Genomic DNA, 14,527 nt, shown 5'->3' on the forward strand with positions numbered 1-14,527 from the left:
TCTTGTTTAGAGATTTTGTAGGGTGGGCGCCCTGTGCCCACGCGTTCAACGCAGGTATGAACCGGCGCGAGGTTTCCGACGGTGCTTGAACGCTGTGCAACGGTCGAGTTAACAATGGTCATCGTTCCGCGTGGGCACAGGGCGCCCACCCTACGGGAACGGATCAGGCCTTGACGGCCGCGGGCACTTTCGCGCTGTCCGTGCTGCGATAATGGTCCACCATTTTGTACCGCTTCGCATACAGCCCGAACGCAAGCGCCGCCAGCAGCGCAAACGCGGCAAAGAAATACATCTGGAAGGCGATCACGCCCAGCCCCGAGTCCGCAATCGTCTTCATTACCGCGTCGTTCTTGACGGCCGCGTTCACGACCAGCACCCACAGGTTGCCGACCGTGACGGCCAGGCTCCACAAGGCCATGATCGCGCCCTTCATCGAAACCGGCGCCTGGCTGTAGGCGAATTCGAGGCCCGTTGCCGAGACCAGCACTTCGCCCATCGTCAGCAGCGCATACGGCAGGATCTGCCAGGCCATCGAGGTTGGGGTGCCGGCGTCCATCGACACCTGGATGGTGCCGATCACGAGCCAGGACAGGGCCGAGAAGGCGATACCGGCCGTCATGCGGCGCAGCGGCGTGGGCGTGATGCCGATCCGTTGCAGCAGCGGGAACAGCACGAGGTTGTTGAAGGGGATGAGCAGCATCACCAGCAGCGGGTTCAGGGCCTGCATCTGCGCCGGCAGCAGCGTGAACTCGCTGCCGAAGACGGAGAAGGTCGTGATCATCGAATTGGCCTGCACCACCCAGGTCGAGGCCTTCTGGTCGAACAGGGACCAGAAGGGCGTCACCAGCGAAAACACGATCAGGATGCGCAGCACCGCGCGCACGCCGTCGACCGCCTCGTCCGGATGCAGGCCGCGCGCGCGTTCGAGTTGCATCGAGGTGCCGATGCCGCCGAAAGCCAGCAGCAGCACCAGCGCCATGCAGGCCGCGATGACAAAACCCCATTGCGGCGTCATTGCCAGCGACAGCAGGGCGCCGGCGACGCCGATCAGGGCGACAGTGAGGCCCGGGCGGCCGGCGCCTGGCGCATGCGCGAGCAGGGCGCTTTTCGCCACGCGCGTAAACGAATGCGGGCTCGCCGCGGCCGGCGGCACGTGCACGTACTTGCGCCGTCCGCTCCACAGCACCATGGTCGCGATGAACATCATGACGCCCGGGATGCCGAAGGCGACCGCCGCGCCGTAGTTCTTCAGGAACAGCGGCATCAGCAGCGAAGCGAAGAAGGAGCCGAAGTTGATGATCCAGTAAAAGGCGTCGAAGACGAGCTTCGCTTTTCCCTTGTTGGTCTGGTCGAACTGGTCGCCCACAAAACTCGCGACCAGCGGCTTGATGCCGCCCGAGCCGAGCGCGATCAGGCCCAGGCCGACATAGAAGCCCTTCACGTTGTCTTCGAAAATGGCGAGGCAGGCGTGGCCCATAACGTAGACGAGGCTGAGCCAGAACACCGTGTTGTACTTGCCGAAGAAGCGGTCGGCCAGCCAGCCGCCCAACAGCGGGAAGAAGTAGACGCCGATGACGAAGGTGTGGAACACGTGCTTGGCTTCGCCGGTGCGCTCGGACTCCGGCAGGAACAGCAGCAGGGTCGAAATCAGGAAGGGCGTGAGGATGTTGCGCATGCCGTAGAAGCTGAAGCGCTCGCAGCCTTCGTTGGCGATGATGTAGGGGATCTGGCGGGGCATGCGTCCGCCGCTGGCGGTCGTCGTCGGGTGGCTCATGGGCGCGTCCTCAAATGATAAGACGCGATCCTATGACGGCGGTGTGGTCTTTGCAATAAGAAAATTGTCTCTTGTTCGGTCGCTTCGTAGTTTTGCTACTTCATACAAATCCGATGCAAATATTATTTGCATCTAAGTGATTGAATGCAAAAGAAATATGCTGTTTTATTGCGTCTTGCAGCGGATTGTAAAATCAAAAAGCCTGCTGTATATTGCGTAAAAATCACCAACCGGACCCCGTCATGACCCAGACCTCCATACAGAATAATGAATGGTGGCGCGAAGCCATCATCTACCAGGTATACCCGCGCAGCTACCTCGACACGAACGGCGACGGCGTGGGCGACATCCCGGGCATCACCGCGAAACTCGACTACATCGCCAGCCTGGGCGTGAACATCGTCTGGCTGTCCCCGTACTTCAAGTCGCCGATGAAGGACTTCGGTTACGACATCTCGGATTATTGCGACGTCGATCCCCTGTTCGGTACCCTGGCCGACTTCGATGCGATGGTCGCCAGGGCCCACGCGCTCGGCCTGAAGATCATGATCGACCAGGTGATGGCGCACACCGCCGACGCCCATCCGTGGTTCGTCGAAAGCCGCTCCAGCCGCGACAATCCGAAGGCCGACTGGTACGTCTGGGCCGACGCCGCCCCGGACGGCAACCCGCCGAACAACTGGATGTCGGTCTTCGGCGGCTCCGCCTGGCAGTGGGACACGCGGCGCAAGCAGTACTACATGCACAACTTCCTGGTCAGCCAGCCGCAGCTCAATTTCCATCACCCCGATGTGCAGCAGGCCCACCTGGACGCGCTGCGTTTCTGGCTCGAGCGCGGCGTCGACGGCGTGCGCATGGACGCGTGCAACTACCACTTCCACGACACCCAGCTGCGCAGCAATCCGCCGGCCACCCAGCGCGATACGGCCTCGGTCACCGACGTCAACCCCTACGGCATGCAGGCCCACATCTACGACAAGACGCGTCCGGAAAACATCGCCTTCCTGCAGAAGGTCCGCGCGCTGCTGGACGAATACCAGGCCGTGTCGATCGGCGAAGTCGGCGCCGACGACGCCCTCGCATGCATGGCCGAGTACACGGCCGACGGCGACAAGCTGCACATGGCCTATAGTTTTAACCTGCTCACGCCGCAGTTCACGGCCGCGCACATCCGCACCCAGGTCGAGGAATTCGAAGCGCGCGTCAAAGGCGGCTGGGCCTCGTGGTCGGTCGGGAATCACGATGCGATCCGCGTCATGACGCGCTGGGGCGGAGAGAATGCACCGACCTCGTTCGCCTCGATGATCCTGGCGATGCAGCTGTCCCTGAAAGGCACGCCTTGCCTGTACCAGGGCGACGAGCTGGCGCTGCCGGAAGCGGACGTGCCCTATGAACTGCTGCAGGACCCGTACGGCATCACCTTCTGGCCCGAGTTCAAGGGCCGCGACGGCTGCCGCACGCCGATGCCGTGGACGGACGAAGCGCCGAACGCCGGCTTCACCGCAGGCAAGCCATGGCTGCCGGTCGCCGCGCCGCACCTGGCGGCGGCCGCCTCGACGCAGGAAGCCGATCCGGGCTCCAGCCTGAACGCCGCGCGCCGCATCATCCATTGGCGCCAGAACCTGCCGCAACTGACGCGCGGCGACATCTCCTTCTTCGACGCGCCGGAAGCGGTGCTGGCGCTGCGGCGCACGTTACAGGGAGAGGCGACCGTGCTGGCCGCCTTCAACCTGTCGAATGCGCCGGTCACGATCGACTGGCCGGAGACGGCGAACGCGCAGGACCTGGCAGGCCACGGCCTGCCGGGCGAAGCGGCGAACGGACGCGTCACGCTGCCGGCCTACGGCGCCTGGTTCGGCACCGTCGCCTGATGGGCAGCGCGCCCGAGTTGGAAAAAGCCGGGCGCACGGCCTTCGCCGACGGCCCGCGCCTGCTGGCCGACATCGGCGCGACCCACGCGCGCTTCGCGCTGCAGACGGCGCCCGGCAGTTTTCGCCATGTGGCCGTGTTGAAGTGCGAAGCGTTCGATGGCATTGTGCCCCTCGTGCGCTCCTACCTGGCGGAGCATACGGACCTGAACCTGCAGCACGCCGCCTTTGCGGTGGCGAACCCAGTCAACGGCGACCAGGTGCGCATGACCAACCGCGCCTGGGAGTTCTCGACCGAGGCGCTGCGGCGTGAACTCGGCCTGTCGACGCTGCTGGTGGTGAACGACTTTACGGCCTTGGCGATGGCCATTCCCGTACTCACGCCCGCCGACCTGCTGCAGGTTGGCGGCGGCAAGCCGGCGGGCAATGCCGTCATCGGCGTGCTCGGGCCGGGCACCGGTCTCGGCGTCTCCGGCCTGATTCCCACAAGCGATGGTTTCGTCACCCTGGGCAGCGAAGGCGGGCACGTGAACTTCGCACCCGGCGACGAGCGCGAGTTCGCGATTTTGCAGCATGCCTGGCGCGCCTGGCAGCACGTGTCGAACGAGCGCCTGATTTCCGGGCCGGGCATGGAGCTGATCCACGAAGCGCTCGCCTTGCGCAATGGCGTGCACGCGCCTTCCCGCACCGCCGCCGGGATCCTCGCGTGCGCGCTCGACCAGGACGACGCCTTGTGTAGCGAGGTGCTGGAGGTTTTCTGCGGCATGCTGGGCGGCGCCGCGGCCAATCTTGCGGTGACCCTCGGCGCCTTCGGCGGCATTTTTATTGGCGGCGGCATCGTGCCACGCATGGGGGAATGGTTCGCGCGCTCGCCATTCCGCGCCCGCTTCGAGGCCAAGGGGCGCTTCACGCACTACCTGGCCGACATCCCGACCTATGTCATCACCACGCCCAATCCGGCTTTCCACGGCGTGGCGACCATCCTCTCCGAACACCTGCGCGGCCGCAGCGGCGCCAACACGTTGATGGACCGCATCAAGCAGCTGCGCCACGAACTCTCGCCGGCCGAGCAGCGCGTCGCCACGCTGGTGCTCGAGCAGCCGCGCCTGGTGCTGAACGGGCCGATCGCCGACATCGCGCGCGGGGCGGAAGTCTCGCAGCCGACCGTGATCCGCTTCTGCCGCTCGCTGGGCTTCCTCGGCCTGGCCGACTTCAAGCTGAAATTCGCGAGCAGCCTGACGGGGGCGATCCCCGTGCGCCACAGCCAGGTGAGGAATAGCGACAGTACCCACGATCTATCGGCCAAGGTGATCGACAACACCGTGTCGGCCATTTTGAAATTCCGCGACGGGCTGGACGTGCACACCCTGGACCGCGCGATCGAGCTGGTGAGCCGCGCGCGCCGGGTCGAGTTCTACGCGATGGGCAATGCACGCGTGGTGGCGCTCGACGGTCAACATAAATTCTTCCGCTTCCGGATTCCGACGGCGCTGTATGGGGACTCGCATCTGTTCGCGCTGGCGGCCGATTTGCTGGGGCCGGGCGATGTGGTGATCGCGATTTCGAATTCCGGGCGCTTGCCGGAGCTGCTGCAGGCGGTCGATATCGCCCGCTCGCGCGGGGCGGACGTCATCGCCATCGGCAACAGCCAGTCGCCGCTGGCGCGCAAGGCGAGCGTGTGCCTGGCGGTGGATCATGCGGAGGACAGTACGGTGTTCCTGTCGATGATTTCGCGGATTTTGCAGCTGCTGTTCATCGACATCATGGCGGTGGGCTTGTCGGTCGATGCGCACAATGGGCGCGAGGGAGAGGGCGACCTTGAGCAGCGCAGGTTGCTCATTTCGCACCTGGATAGTTAGGTAAACCTAGGGTGCGCGTCGGTTCCCGTGGATAGTTGGCCTTCGACGAAAGCCGGCGGCCGTGGCGTAACGAAGGGTGGGCATGCCCACGCGGTCGGACGGCCGATCAATCGACACGATGGCCGGCATCGTAATCGCACGCGTGGCGATGGTTTTGAATGCGCGGCGGTCAATGGTGTTGTCAACGTCGCGTGAGCGGTAACGGTGAACGCGTGGACTCGGGAGTCCACCCTACGTTTATCTCGACTCGCGCTTAGTTGGCCGACTTCGTTTCCACGCGCCGAATCCCGCGGCGCCACTCGTCGAGCGAAATAACCGAGTCGTTCGCCGTGTCTTCCACCAGGATCTGGCTGCCCGTGTGCGCCACCAGGAAACTCTCGCGCCGGTTGACCTTGTCGGCGCGGTTCTCGACAAAACTCAGCTGCCAGTACTGGATGCCGTTGATGACGCGCGGAGTCGGGTCGTCTTCGATGACGGCGCCATGCGCCTTGCCGCGCGAGCGCTGTTCGATCTCCCTGGACCATGCTTTCACCTCCGGCAGCGCCAGCAGGGACGCCATCGCCTGCTCGCGCGTCACCGCCGGCTCGGCCTTTTGCCGGACGATCGGCTTGGCCGGCTGCGGCGGCGTGACGGGCCCCTGCTTGTCCTTGCAGCCGGCAAGCAGGAAGGCTGCCAGCAGGGAAGTGGTCAGCAGGGATGCGCCGCGTGAAATCATGTTCAAACCTCGTGGAAAACGTGAGGCCATACTAGCCGATGCTGTACCGCCGGGCAATCTCGGCGCAGGGAGCATCAAGGCGCCAGCGCCCCATTCGCACGCAGCTTGCGCGCCAGGTTATCTGGAAAACACGCACCGGGGTGGCCCATCTGTGTCATGCATGCGTCACCGGGAGAGTTAATTTGAGTTAAACAATTGTTTCCTTATGCCAACATTCGGATTTATGCGTAGAATTGATGAATTGAAACTTAGTAATTCATCATTCATATATCGGTTATTCAGCTGTCCTTTGTGCCGCGCACGAGCCGATGCCCCATCTACCCGAACAAACACGAGTACACGCAATGAATTTGTTATCAAACATGAAGATCGGGCAGCGTCTTGCGCTCGGCTTTTCCCTTGTCCTGGCCCTGTCTATCCTCATCACGGCGATCAGCATCCTGAAGCTGAACGCGGTGGCCAACGCCGCCGAAGAAATGCTGGACCAGCCGGTCAAGAAGGAACGCCTGATCAGCGACTGGAACGCCAATATCGCCGTCGCCGTGATCCGCACCTCGGCCATCATCAAGAGCAGCGACAGTTCGCTGACCGAGTTCTTCGCCGCGAACACGGCGGAGACGAACGCCAAGGCGGCGGGGTACATCAAGGAGGTCGAGCAGATGCTGGCCACCGACGAGGAAAAAGAAACCTTCGCGAAAATGATCGCGTTGCGCGGCGCCTACGCCGGCGGGCGCGCCGAAGCCATCCGCCTCAAGAGCGAAGGCAAGGTCGACGAGTCGATGCAGGTGCACGACAAGGTGTACATTCCCGCGGCCAAGGCCTACCAGGCCAACATCGCGAAGCTGGTGGCGCTGCAGCGCAAGCAGGTCGACGACCTGCGCAGCGAGATCGGCCAGATCAAGGCCGAGAGCCGCCACACGATGATCCTGCTGGGTGTCCTCTCCGTGGCCTTCGGCGCCCTGTGCGCCTGGTGGCTGACCCGCTCGATCACCCGTCCGGTCGGCGCCGCCGTCGCGCTGGCGCGCCGCGTCGCCGCCGGCGACCTGACCAGCCGCCGCCAGGTCAATGCGAAAGATGAAATCGGCGCGCTGCAGGATGCGCTGGCCGACATGAACGACCACCTGCTTGGCCTCGTCACTGAAATCCGCGGCGGCTCGGACGCGATCGCGACCGCCTCGTCGGAAATCGCCGCCGGCAACCACGACCTGTCCGCACGCACCGAAGAACAGGCCGGCTCGCTGGAAGAAACGGCCTCCTCGATGGAAGAGCTGACCTCGACCGTCGCCCAGAATGCCGCCAACGCGCGCCAGGCAACCGTGCTGGCGACCTCCGCCAGCGACGTGGCCGGGCGCGGCGGCGCGGTGGTGGCGCGCGTGGTCGAGACCATGGCCTCGATCAATGACTCGTCGAAGAAGATTGCCGACATCATCGGCGTGATCGACAGCATCGCCTTCCAGACCAACATCCTCGCGCTGAACGCGGCGGTGGAAGCGGCACGCGCCGGCGAGCAGGGACGCGGGTTTGCCGTCGTCGCCACCGAAGTGCGCAGCCTTGCCCACCGTTCGGCCGCCGCGGCCAAGGAAATCAAGCTGCTGATCGACGATTCCGTGACCCGGGTCGGCGACGGCGCGAAGCTGGTCGACCAGGCCGGCGCGACCATGACCGACATCGTCGGCAGCGTCAAGCGCGTGACCGACATCATCGGCGAGATCGCGGCCGCCACCGAAGAGCAGACGGCCGGCATCGGCCAGATCAACGCGGCGATCGCGCAGATGGACCAGGTTACGCAGCAGAACGCGGCGCTGGTCGAGCAGGCCGCCGCCGCATCGGGCGCGATGCACGAGCAGGCCGGGCAATTGCTGGAGGCGGTCAGCGCGTTCAAGCTGGCCGGCGACGGACAGCCTGCCACGGGCCGGGTTGCGGTTGCCCCGATGCGTCCGGCGCCTGGGCGCGCGCTGCTGGCCTGAGCGATCGGCTAGACTCGCTCCATGTCCGCACGGCGGGACCCGACATGGAGAATGCATGAACAAGCTGTACCGTTACGCCGGCGCCTTGCTGCTGGCGGGCGCTGCGCAGGGCGCGGCGCTCGCCGCCCCCGACGCGCGCGCCCAGGCCGAAATTGTCCACCTGCTCGATTACGTGGCGACGCCGGGCTGCCAGTTCAATCGCAACGGCAGCTGGCACGAAGGCGCGGAGGCGCGCTCGCATTTGAAGCGGAAATACGATTACCTGGTGCAGCGTGACCTGGTCACGAATGCCGAGTCCTTCATTGCGCGCGGAGCGTCGGAGAGCAGCATGAGCGGCAAGTCGTATCTCGTGAAATGCGGGGGAGGGAAGCCGGTGGAGAGCGCGGTGTATCTGAAAGAGGAGTTGGCGCGGTTTCGTGCGGGGACGGGCAAGTAGAAACGGTGCGCGGCGCTTACGGGGCTGTTGCCTGTGCCGATATCGGTGCGCAGCATACGCGTGGGCATGCCCACCCTACGGTGCACATCGGCCACGGACTTCGGCGTAACGTAGGTGGGCATGCCCACGCGGATCATGCGGACCGATAGCCTGGCAGGCAACAGCCCACAAACCTCAGCCCAGCGCCAGCCCGTTCTCTTCGCACCAACCCGCAAGCGCAGCACGCGTCTGCGCCTCGCGGAAATCGTGCCAGCGGTCCCTCAGGCCGCGCTCCGCGACCAGGTCGCCGAAATGGCGGTAGGCGCCGGGACGCTTGAACATCTGGCGCACGCGCGCTTCGTCTTCCGGCATCGCCGCGTCGGTGAAATCGAATACCAGCTGGAGTCCGAGAGCGAGCGTGCGCATATCGGGAACCGGAACGTAGCGATCCGACGAATCGATATCGTCCGGCAAAGGCGCCAGATCCCCAGGCACCAGCTCGGAGCGCACGTGCACCTCGCCCGTATCGAGCGACACCCAGGCCTCGGCCCCGGTTCCCGCTTCCGACACCATCAGTACCGCGTCTTCGAGGTCTTCCGCATTCACAGCCGCCATTTTCCATCCTCTCAAAAGTAAAAAAGCCTGCAAGGCGCGAACCTTGCAGGCTTGATTGTGCAGCACAGCGCCGCCGTAGCGGCGCCGGGCACCCTACGCGGGCCGGACCATTTACATCATGCCGTCCATACCGCCCATGCCGCCCATACCACCCATGCCGCCCATGCCGCCGGCTGGCTTGTCTTCAGCCAGTTCCGACACCATGCAGTCGGTGGTCAGCATCAGGCCGGCGATCGACGCTGCATTTTGCAGGGCCGAGCGGGTGACCTTGGCTGGGTCCAGCACGCCCATTTCGACCATGTCGCCATAGGTGCCGTTGGCGGCGTTGTAGCCGTAGTTGCCCTGGCCGGCCAGGACGGCTGCGACGACGACCGATGGCTCTTCGCCAGCGTTCTGGACGATCATGCGCAGCGGCTCTTCCATTGCGCGCAGGACGATCTTGATGCCGGCTTCCTGGTCAGGATTGTCGCCCTTGATGTTGATCGAAGCGCGGGCACGCAGCAGGGCAACGCCGCCGCCTGGCACGATGCCTTCTTCAACGGCTGCGCGGGTTGCGTGCAGTGCGTCTTCGACGCGTGCTTTCTTTTCCTTCATTTCGACTTCGGTGGCAGCGCCAACCTTGATCACGGCAACGCCGCCGGCCAGCTTGGCCACGCGCTCTTGCAGCTTTTCGCGGTCGTAGTCCGAGGTCGCTTCTTCGATCTGGATGCGCACCATCTTGACGCGCGCTTCGATGTTTTCAGCAGCGCCGGCGCCGTCGATGATGATGGTGTTTTCCTTGCCGACTTCGATACGCTTGGCCTGGCCGAGTTCTGCCAGCGTGACCTTTTCCAGGGTCAGGCCGACTTCTTCAGCGATAACCTGGCCGCCGGTCAGGACAGCGATGTCTTCCAGCATGGCCTTGCGGCGGTCGCCGAAGCCTGGGGCCTTGACGGCGACGGTCTTCAGGATGCCACGGATGTTGTTGACGACCAGGGTCGCCAGCGCTTCGCCTTCGATGTCTTCGGCGACGATCACCAGCGGACGGCCGGCTTTCGCAACTTGTTCCAGTACCGGCAGCAGGTCACGGATGTTCGAGATCTTCTTGTCGCACAGCAGGACGAATGGATTGTCGTGGATGGCGACTTGCTTGTCCGGGTTGTTGATGAAGTACGGCGACAGGTAGCCGCGGTCGAACTGCATGCCTTCGACGATGTCGAGTTCGTCGTTCAGCGACTTGCCGTCTTCGACGGTGATGACGCCTTCCTTGCCGACTTTTTCCATCGCTTCAGCGATGCGCTCGCCGATCGAGTAGTCCGAGTTGGCCGAAATGGCGCCGACTTGCGCGATTTCCTTGGTGGTGGTGCATGGACGGGCGATCTTGGCCAGCTCTTCGACGGTGGCAGCCACTGCCTTGTCGATGCCGCGCTTCAGGTCCATCGGGTTCATGCCGGCGGCAACGAACTTCATGCCTTCGCGGACGATGGCTTGTGCCAGCACGGTTGCGGTGGTGGTGCCGTCGCCGGCGTTGTCGCTGGTCTTCGACGCGACTTCCTTGACCATCTGCGCGCCCATGTTCATGAGCTTGTCTTTGAGTTCGATCTCTTTCGCGACCGAGACGCCGTCCTTGGTGACGGTCGGGGAGCCGAACGAGCGGTCCAGCACGACGTTGCGGCCTTTAGGACCCAGGGTGACTTTCACTGCGTTGGCGAGGATGTTGACGCCCTCAACCATCTTGGCGCGCGCTGCGTCGCCGAAAATAACTTCTTTAGCTGCCATGTTTGTTTCTCCGATTTATTCGAAAATGTTCTGGGGAGGATTACTTGACCAGCACGGCCATGATGTCTTCTTCACGCATCACGAGCAGTTCCTGGCCGTCGACCTTGACGGTCTGGCCCGAGTACTTGCCGAACAGGACGCGGTCGCCAACCTGGACTTCCAGTGCACGGAGCTGACCGTTGTCCTGGACTTTGCCATTGCCGACGGCGAGGATCTCGCCCTGGTCCGGCTTTTCGGCGGCTGCATCAGGGATGATCAGGCCGGAGGCGGTCTTGGTTTCCTGGTCGAGACGCTTCACGATAACGCGATCGTGCAGTGGGCGAAGATTCATGCAGAACTCCTTTATTCAGTGGTGTGGACTAGCTTTTGTTTGCTTCGGTTGCCGCTACGGCCTTGGACCGCGCTGGAAGCGTTGCGGCTTGAAAGAGTTGTTAGCACTCTCAACTAACGAGTGCTAATTATAGGGACGATGTAGGGGTATTTCAAGCGGCCATGTTGCAAAATAAATTGCACGAGCTTGCGTTGCGTCAAGCGGCGGGATGCGCTTGGGGCTTGCGGCAGCCCCGCCTGCGCCGGCACGAAGCGAAGAGACTAGCATCGTCTGCGGGCGGCTTGACGCACTGTTGACAGGGAATTGATCGGTATCAAAGGTTTCTGCGAAAGCTACTTGCGGCACGATTTCGGACTGGGCGCGCCGGGCATGCAGGGCGGTTAGCCAGTGGTGAAATAATTCTATTAGAAAATGTTTTTCAAAAAGAGATATCCTCTTTGGCAATACCCGATCATCGTTCCCCCCTCGGTCGACCGCTGGTCGAACAGTTTACGTTTGCCTGGTCGCCGGCAGCCAGGACCTGGCAGCTGGTGCGCGCCGAAGCGAGCTCGTTCTCCGCACCGGAACCGGATGAGCGTTTCAAACAAAACGTCTATCTCCCGTCCAGGGACTTCGGCAAGATCGACCTTGCCGATTTCGATCCTGAGCGCTACCTCGATGCGCCGCGCGCGCTGACCCTGTGCGGGAAGGGCGAAACCGATTACCTGTCGTGCCCGACCGGAGGCGGGAGGAAGATCCTGTCCGTGTGCGGCAAGGTCGCCGAGGATGGGAGCGGCTGGCTGCAGTATCGCTTCGGAAAACGCGGCAAGATCGAGCTGGCCTTCCCGCAGGAGAAACGCGATTCGCTGTCCAAGTTCGAAGGCAATTATTTCAACCCGATTCCGCGCGTTGAATGACAGGCTCGCACAGCCGGGCGGGAAGGCGGGCATGCTGCAGCGGTTTTACCGGGATGTTGCCAGGTAAGAGGAGTTGCGTGCAAAGAAAACCGGTGCTAACGAAAAGCCCGCGGGCCGCACAACGCGCTATCCTGTTGACTGTCAAAGCTTATCCAACCTATAGTTACGAATGATTTCCGAATTCCAAGACTTATCCGACAAAATCGAGCGGCTCGCCGAGCTGGTCGGATCGCTGCGCAGCGAGAATGCGCAACTGCGCCAGACCAACCTGCTGCTTAACGAAGTCAACATGGCGCTCGTCGAGCGCCTTGTCGAGGTTCAGCACAAGGTCGAAGCCGTGATCGAGCAATTGCCCGCGCCTGAAGCTGAAGCAGAAGAAGACGCCGAACCCATCGAACCCGAGGCTGCCCGATGATTTACCTGGACGTAACGATCATGGGCCAGCCCTACCGCCTGGCCTGCAAGGAAGGCGAGCAGGCCACGCTGCGCGACGCCGTGCGCTACCTCGACGGCAAGATGACCGCGCTGCGCGACTCGGGCAAGGTCAAGGGCAACGACCGCATCGCGGTCATGGCCGCGCTCAGCGTGGCTGCCGAATTCCTGTCGGTCAAGTCGCCGCAGGGACCCCTGTCGGACATGACGATGCTCGAAGTGAAACAAAAACTCGAGACCATGCACAGCGTCCTCGACCAGGCCCTGGCGCCGCAAGAAAATTTGTCCTGAGCGGCCAAATTCGTTTGACATGACAGTTCAAGCGAGTAAACTGCGTCTCACCCTGCGGTGTTCGAGACTGCCATATATTCCTTGAACCATTTACATGCATAGGTTGCGGGATAGTGTTTGATGGGCGTGAGCGTCGCTAGTTCGACGAACCCGAAATTGAACTGACTGTGACCACCTTGAGCCATCAGGTTCGGGATGCCGGCAAGTTACGGCACAGGCGGGGCTTCATTCCAAAAAGCGGTTGCGGGCAATAGCACGCAGCCGTTTTTTTATGCGCGCGCGCTTTATCTGCGCGCCTTTTCTTCAGGAGTTTCGATGCGCTACTGGTTGATGAAATCCGAGCCCGATGAAGTCAGTTTCGACGACGTTCTTGCAGCGCCGGGGCAGGCCGTTGCCTGGTTCGGCGTACGCAATTACCAGGCCCGTAATTTCATGCGCGATGGGATGCAGGTCGGCGACGGCATCCTGTTTTATCACTCCAGCTGCGCCGTTCCCGGTGTCGCGGGAATCGCGGAAGTAGCCAGCGGCCCTTATCCCGACGCCACCCAATTCGACAGCGCCGGCAAATACTTCGACCCGAAAGCGACCCAGGCGCAACCGCGCTGGATATCGGTCGACATCAGGGCGAAAGAAAAGGGTCGCTATTTGCCATTGGCTGACATGCGCGCCATTCCCGCCCTGGAAGACATGGTCCTGCTGCAGAAAGGCAGCCGCCTTTCCATTTCGCCGGTCACCAGCGGCCAGTGGAACACCATTCTCGAATTCATCCGCAGGAAGGATTGATCGGCGCTTGTTCGTCCCCTGCGCGCGAAAGCGCTTGACGATAGTTAGATGATTAGCTAATAATCGATCGCATGAGCACTGTCTTCAAAGCCCTGTCCGATCCGACCCGCCGCAAGGTCCTGCAACTGCTGCAGGCCGGACCCATCGGCGCGGGCGAACTGGCGGACATGTTCGACGTCTCCAGGCCGACCATGTCGGCCCATTTCGCCGTGCTCGTCAATGCCGGCCTGGTCGAGGCCGAGAAGCAGGGCCGCAATGTCACCTACCGCCTCAAGCTGTCGGTGCTGGAAGAGGCGCTGCTCGCCTTTGCGCAAACGTTTGGATTGCAGGTCACGCGGCCGCAAGGCGGCCATTCCGATGTTGGATCGAACGAGGAGAAGTCATGAAGCATGCTTTCCCGCTGGGCCGTGCGCTGCTTGCCGCGGCATTGATCATCGCGACGGCGGCAGCCTTGAAGTGGGCCGCGCCCGGCTACCTCTCGCCCGAGTGGGCGCAGCGCCTCACCGGCGCGCTGCTGGGCCTGGTTGTCGTGGCCTACGCGAACGTGATTCCGAAGTCGCTCACGAACCTGGTGCGGCTGCGCTGCGCGCCGCAGGCGGAGCAGGCGGCGCGGCGCTTCGCCGGCTGGAGCCTGGTGCTGGGCGGCCTCGGCTACGTGCTCGCCATGCTGTTCGCGCCGCTGGCCGGCATGCACCTGATCGGCGCCGCGGTGCTCGCCGTGGCGCTGCTTGCCGCCGTACTGCGCTGCTTTGGCGCAGCACGGCCGGTCGACAGCGGGGCCTGAATCGGCATCGCCGCAGCGGCGGCATCGACATTCGGCTAG

Annotated in this window: 15 protein-coding genes and 1 other RNA gene; 11 read left to right on the forward strand and 5 right to left on the reverse strand. The window is 63.2% G+C overall.

Going from position 1 to position 14,527, the window contains the following annotated elements; genetic code table 11:
* Positions 1-163: 163 nt before the first annotated feature.
* The gene (locus AC1MEM_RS08330; protein ID WP_499476556.1) at positions 164-1,774 is read right to left on the reverse strand and encodes a POT-type proton-dependent oligopeptide transporter; all 1,611 of its coding nucleotides are present in this window, start codon (positions 1,772-1,774) and stop codon (positions 164-166) included.
* 242 nt (positions 1,775-2,016) lie between these two features.
* Between AC1MEM_RS08330 and AC1MEM_RS08335 the strand changes: the two genes are divergently transcribed.
* Positions 2,017-3,645, forward strand: coding sequence for an alpha-glucosidase (locus tag AC1MEM_RS08335; protein WP_499476557.1), 1,629 nt, complete (start codon positions 2,017-2,019; stop codon positions 3,643-3,645).
* Positions 3,645-5,501 carry a glucokinase gene (locus AC1MEM_RS08340; protein ID WP_499476558.1) on the forward strand — a complete coding sequence of 619 codons (1,857 nt, stop codon included), beginning with the start codon at positions 3,645-3,647 and terminating at the stop codon, positions 5,499-5,501. Before AC1MEM_RS08335 ends, AC1MEM_RS08340 begins: the two co-directional genes overlap by 1 nt.
* A gap of 253 nt (positions 5,502-5,754) precedes the next feature.
* Here AC1MEM_RS08340 and AC1MEM_RS08345 read toward each other — a convergent pair whose 3' ends face one another.
* Entirely contained in the window at positions 5,755-6,216 is a 462-nt protein-coding gene (locus AC1MEM_RS08345) for a hypothetical protein (protein ID WP_499476560.1), read from the reverse strand.
* A gap of 344 nt (positions 6,217-6,560) precedes the next feature.
* Between AC1MEM_RS08345 and AC1MEM_RS08350 the strand changes: the two genes are divergently transcribed.
* Together AC1MEM_RS08350 and AC1MEM_RS08355 are read left to right on the forward strand one after the other, a co-directional pair.
* Positions 6,561-8,183: a methyl-accepting chemotaxis protein gene (locus tag AC1MEM_RS08350; RefSeq protein WP_499476561.1), complete on the forward strand. Its 1,623-nt coding sequence runs from the start codon at positions 6,561-6,563 to the stop codon at positions 8,181-8,183.
* 55 nt (positions 8,184-8,238) lie between these two features.
* Positions 8,239-8,619 (forward strand): YfeK family protein, encoded by a 381-nt coding sequence (locus AC1MEM_RS08355; RefSeq protein ID WP_499476563.1) that lies wholly within the window; start codon positions 8,239-8,241, stop codon positions 8,617-8,619.
* Positions 8,620-8,793: 174 nt separating this feature from the next.
* Here the strand turns inward: AC1MEM_RS08355 and AC1MEM_RS08360 are convergent, their stop codons facing one another.
* From AC1MEM_RS08360 to groES, 3 genes are all read right to left on the reverse strand, one after another.
* Complete coding sequence (locus AC1MEM_RS08360; RefSeq protein ID WP_499476565.1) at positions 8,794-9,213, reverse strand: hypothetical protein; 420 nt, start codon at positions 9,211-9,213, stop codon at positions 8,794-8,796.
* Between the two features lie 111 nt (positions 9,214-9,324).
* Positions 9,325-10,971 (reverse strand): chaperonin GroEL, encoded by a 1,647-nt coding sequence (gene groL, locus AC1MEM_RS08365; protein ID WP_499476566.1) that lies wholly within the window; start codon positions 10,969-10,971, stop codon positions 9,325-9,327.
* Between the two features lie 40 nt (positions 10,972-11,011).
* Positions 11,012-11,302 (reverse strand): co-chaperone GroES, encoded by a 291-nt coding sequence (groES, locus tag AC1MEM_RS08370; protein ID WP_379720400.1) that lies wholly within the window; start codon positions 11,300-11,302, stop codon positions 11,012-11,014.
* Positions 11,303-11,739: 437 nt separating this feature from the next.
* Here groES and AC1MEM_RS08375 point away from each other — a divergent pair, with 437 nt between their 5' ends.
* The 7 genes from AC1MEM_RS08375 (at position 11,740) to AC1MEM_RS08405 (ending at position 14,488) form a co-directional block, all read left to right on the forward strand.
* Positions 11,740-12,198: a hypothetical protein gene (locus tag AC1MEM_RS08375; RefSeq protein WP_499476567.1), complete on the forward strand. Its 459-nt coding sequence runs from the start codon at positions 11,740-11,742 to the stop codon at positions 12,196-12,198.
* Positions 12,199-12,367: 169 nt separating this feature from the next.
* Positions 12,368-12,613 (forward strand): hypothetical protein, encoded by a 246-nt coding sequence (locus AC1MEM_RS08380; RefSeq protein WP_499476568.1) that lies wholly within the window; start codon positions 12,368-12,370, stop codon positions 12,611-12,613.
* Positions 12,610-12,921 (forward strand): cell division protein ZapA, encoded by a 312-nt coding sequence (locus tag AC1MEM_RS08385; protein ID WP_499476570.1) that lies wholly within the window; start codon positions 12,610-12,612, stop codon positions 12,919-12,921. The genes AC1MEM_RS08380 and AC1MEM_RS08385 overlap by 4 nt, the downstream gene beginning before the upstream one ends.
* A gap of 46 nt (positions 12,922-12,967) precedes the next feature.
* A non-coding RNA gene (ssrS, locus tag AC1MEM_RS08390) (6S RNA) lies at positions 12,968-13,149 on the forward strand.
* Positions 13,150-13,236: 87 nt separating this feature from the next.
* Positions 13,237-13,704, forward strand: a complete 468-nt coding sequence (locus AC1MEM_RS08395) for an EVE domain-containing protein (RefSeq protein WP_499476571.1) — start codon at positions 13,237-13,239, stop codon at positions 13,702-13,704.
* Positions 13,705-13,775: 71 nt separating this feature from the next.
* Positions 13,776-14,090: a metalloregulator ArsR/SmtB family transcription factor gene (locus tag AC1MEM_RS08400; RefSeq protein WP_499476573.1), complete on the forward strand. Its 315-nt coding sequence runs from the start codon at positions 13,776-13,778 to the stop codon at positions 14,088-14,090.
* On the forward strand, positions 14,087-14,488 hold the full coding sequence (locus tag AC1MEM_RS08405; protein ID WP_499476574.1) for a hypothetical protein: 402 nt from the start codon (positions 14,087-14,089) through the stop codon (positions 14,486-14,488). The genes AC1MEM_RS08400 and AC1MEM_RS08405 overlap by 4 nt, the downstream gene beginning before the upstream one ends.
* The last annotated feature ends 39 nt before the right edge of the window (positions 14,489-14,527 follow it).

The organism is Telluria sp. AIW5 (assembly GCF_056680575.1).

Excerpts from the sequence above, each read along its gene's own strand:
- AC1MEM_RS08330 (WP_499476556.1), bottom strand. The coding sequence starts at position 1,774 with ATGAGCCACCCGACGACGACCGCCAGCGGCGGACGCATGCCCCGCCAG.
- AC1MEM_RS08335 (WP_499476557.1), top strand. The coding sequence starts at position 2,017 with ATGACCCAGACCTCCATACAGAATAATGAATGGTGGCGCGAAGCCATC.
- AC1MEM_RS08340 (WP_499476558.1), top strand. The coding sequence starts at position 3,645 with ATGGGCAGCGCGCCCGAGTTGGAAAAAGCCGGGCGCACGGCCTTCGCC.
- AC1MEM_RS08345 (WP_499476560.1), bottom strand. The coding sequence starts at position 6,216 with ATGATTTCACGCGGCGCATCCCTGCTGACCACTTCCCTGCTGGCAGCC.
- AC1MEM_RS08350 (WP_499476561.1), top strand. The coding sequence starts at position 6,561 with ATGAATTTGTTATCAAACATGAAGATCGGGCAGCGTCTTGCGCTCGGC.
- AC1MEM_RS08355 (WP_499476563.1), top strand. The coding sequence starts at position 8,239 with ATGAACAAGCTGTACCGTTACGCCGGCGCCTTGCTGCTGGCGGGCGCT.
- AC1MEM_RS08360 (WP_499476565.1), bottom strand. The coding sequence starts at position 9,213 with ATGGCGGCTGTGAATGCGGAAGACCTCGAAGACGCGGTACTGATGGTG.
- groL (WP_499476566.1), bottom strand. The coding sequence starts at position 10,971 with ATGGCAGCTAAAGAAGTTATTTTCGGCGACGCAGCGCGCGCCAAGATG.
- groES (WP_379720400.1), bottom strand. The coding sequence starts at position 11,302 with ATGAATCTTCGCCCACTGCACGATCGCGTTATCGTGAAGCGTCTCGAC.
- AC1MEM_RS08380 (WP_499476568.1), top strand. The coding sequence starts at position 12,368 with ATGATTTCCGAATTCCAAGACTTATCCGACAAAATCGAGCGGCTCGCC.
- AC1MEM_RS08385 (WP_499476570.1), top strand. The coding sequence starts at position 12,610 with ATGATTTACCTGGACGTAACGATCATGGGCCAGCCCTACCGCCTGGCC.
- AC1MEM_RS08395 (WP_499476571.1), top strand. The coding sequence starts at position 13,237 with ATGCGCTACTGGTTGATGAAATCCGAGCCCGATGAAGTCAGTTTCGAC.
- AC1MEM_RS08400 (WP_499476573.1), top strand. The coding sequence starts at position 13,776 with ATGAGCACTGTCTTCAAAGCCCTGTCCGATCCGACCCGCCGCAAGGTC.
- AC1MEM_RS08405 (WP_499476574.1), top strand. The coding sequence starts at position 14,087 with ATGAAGCATGCTTTCCCGCTGGGCCGTGCGCTGCTTGCCGCGGCATTG.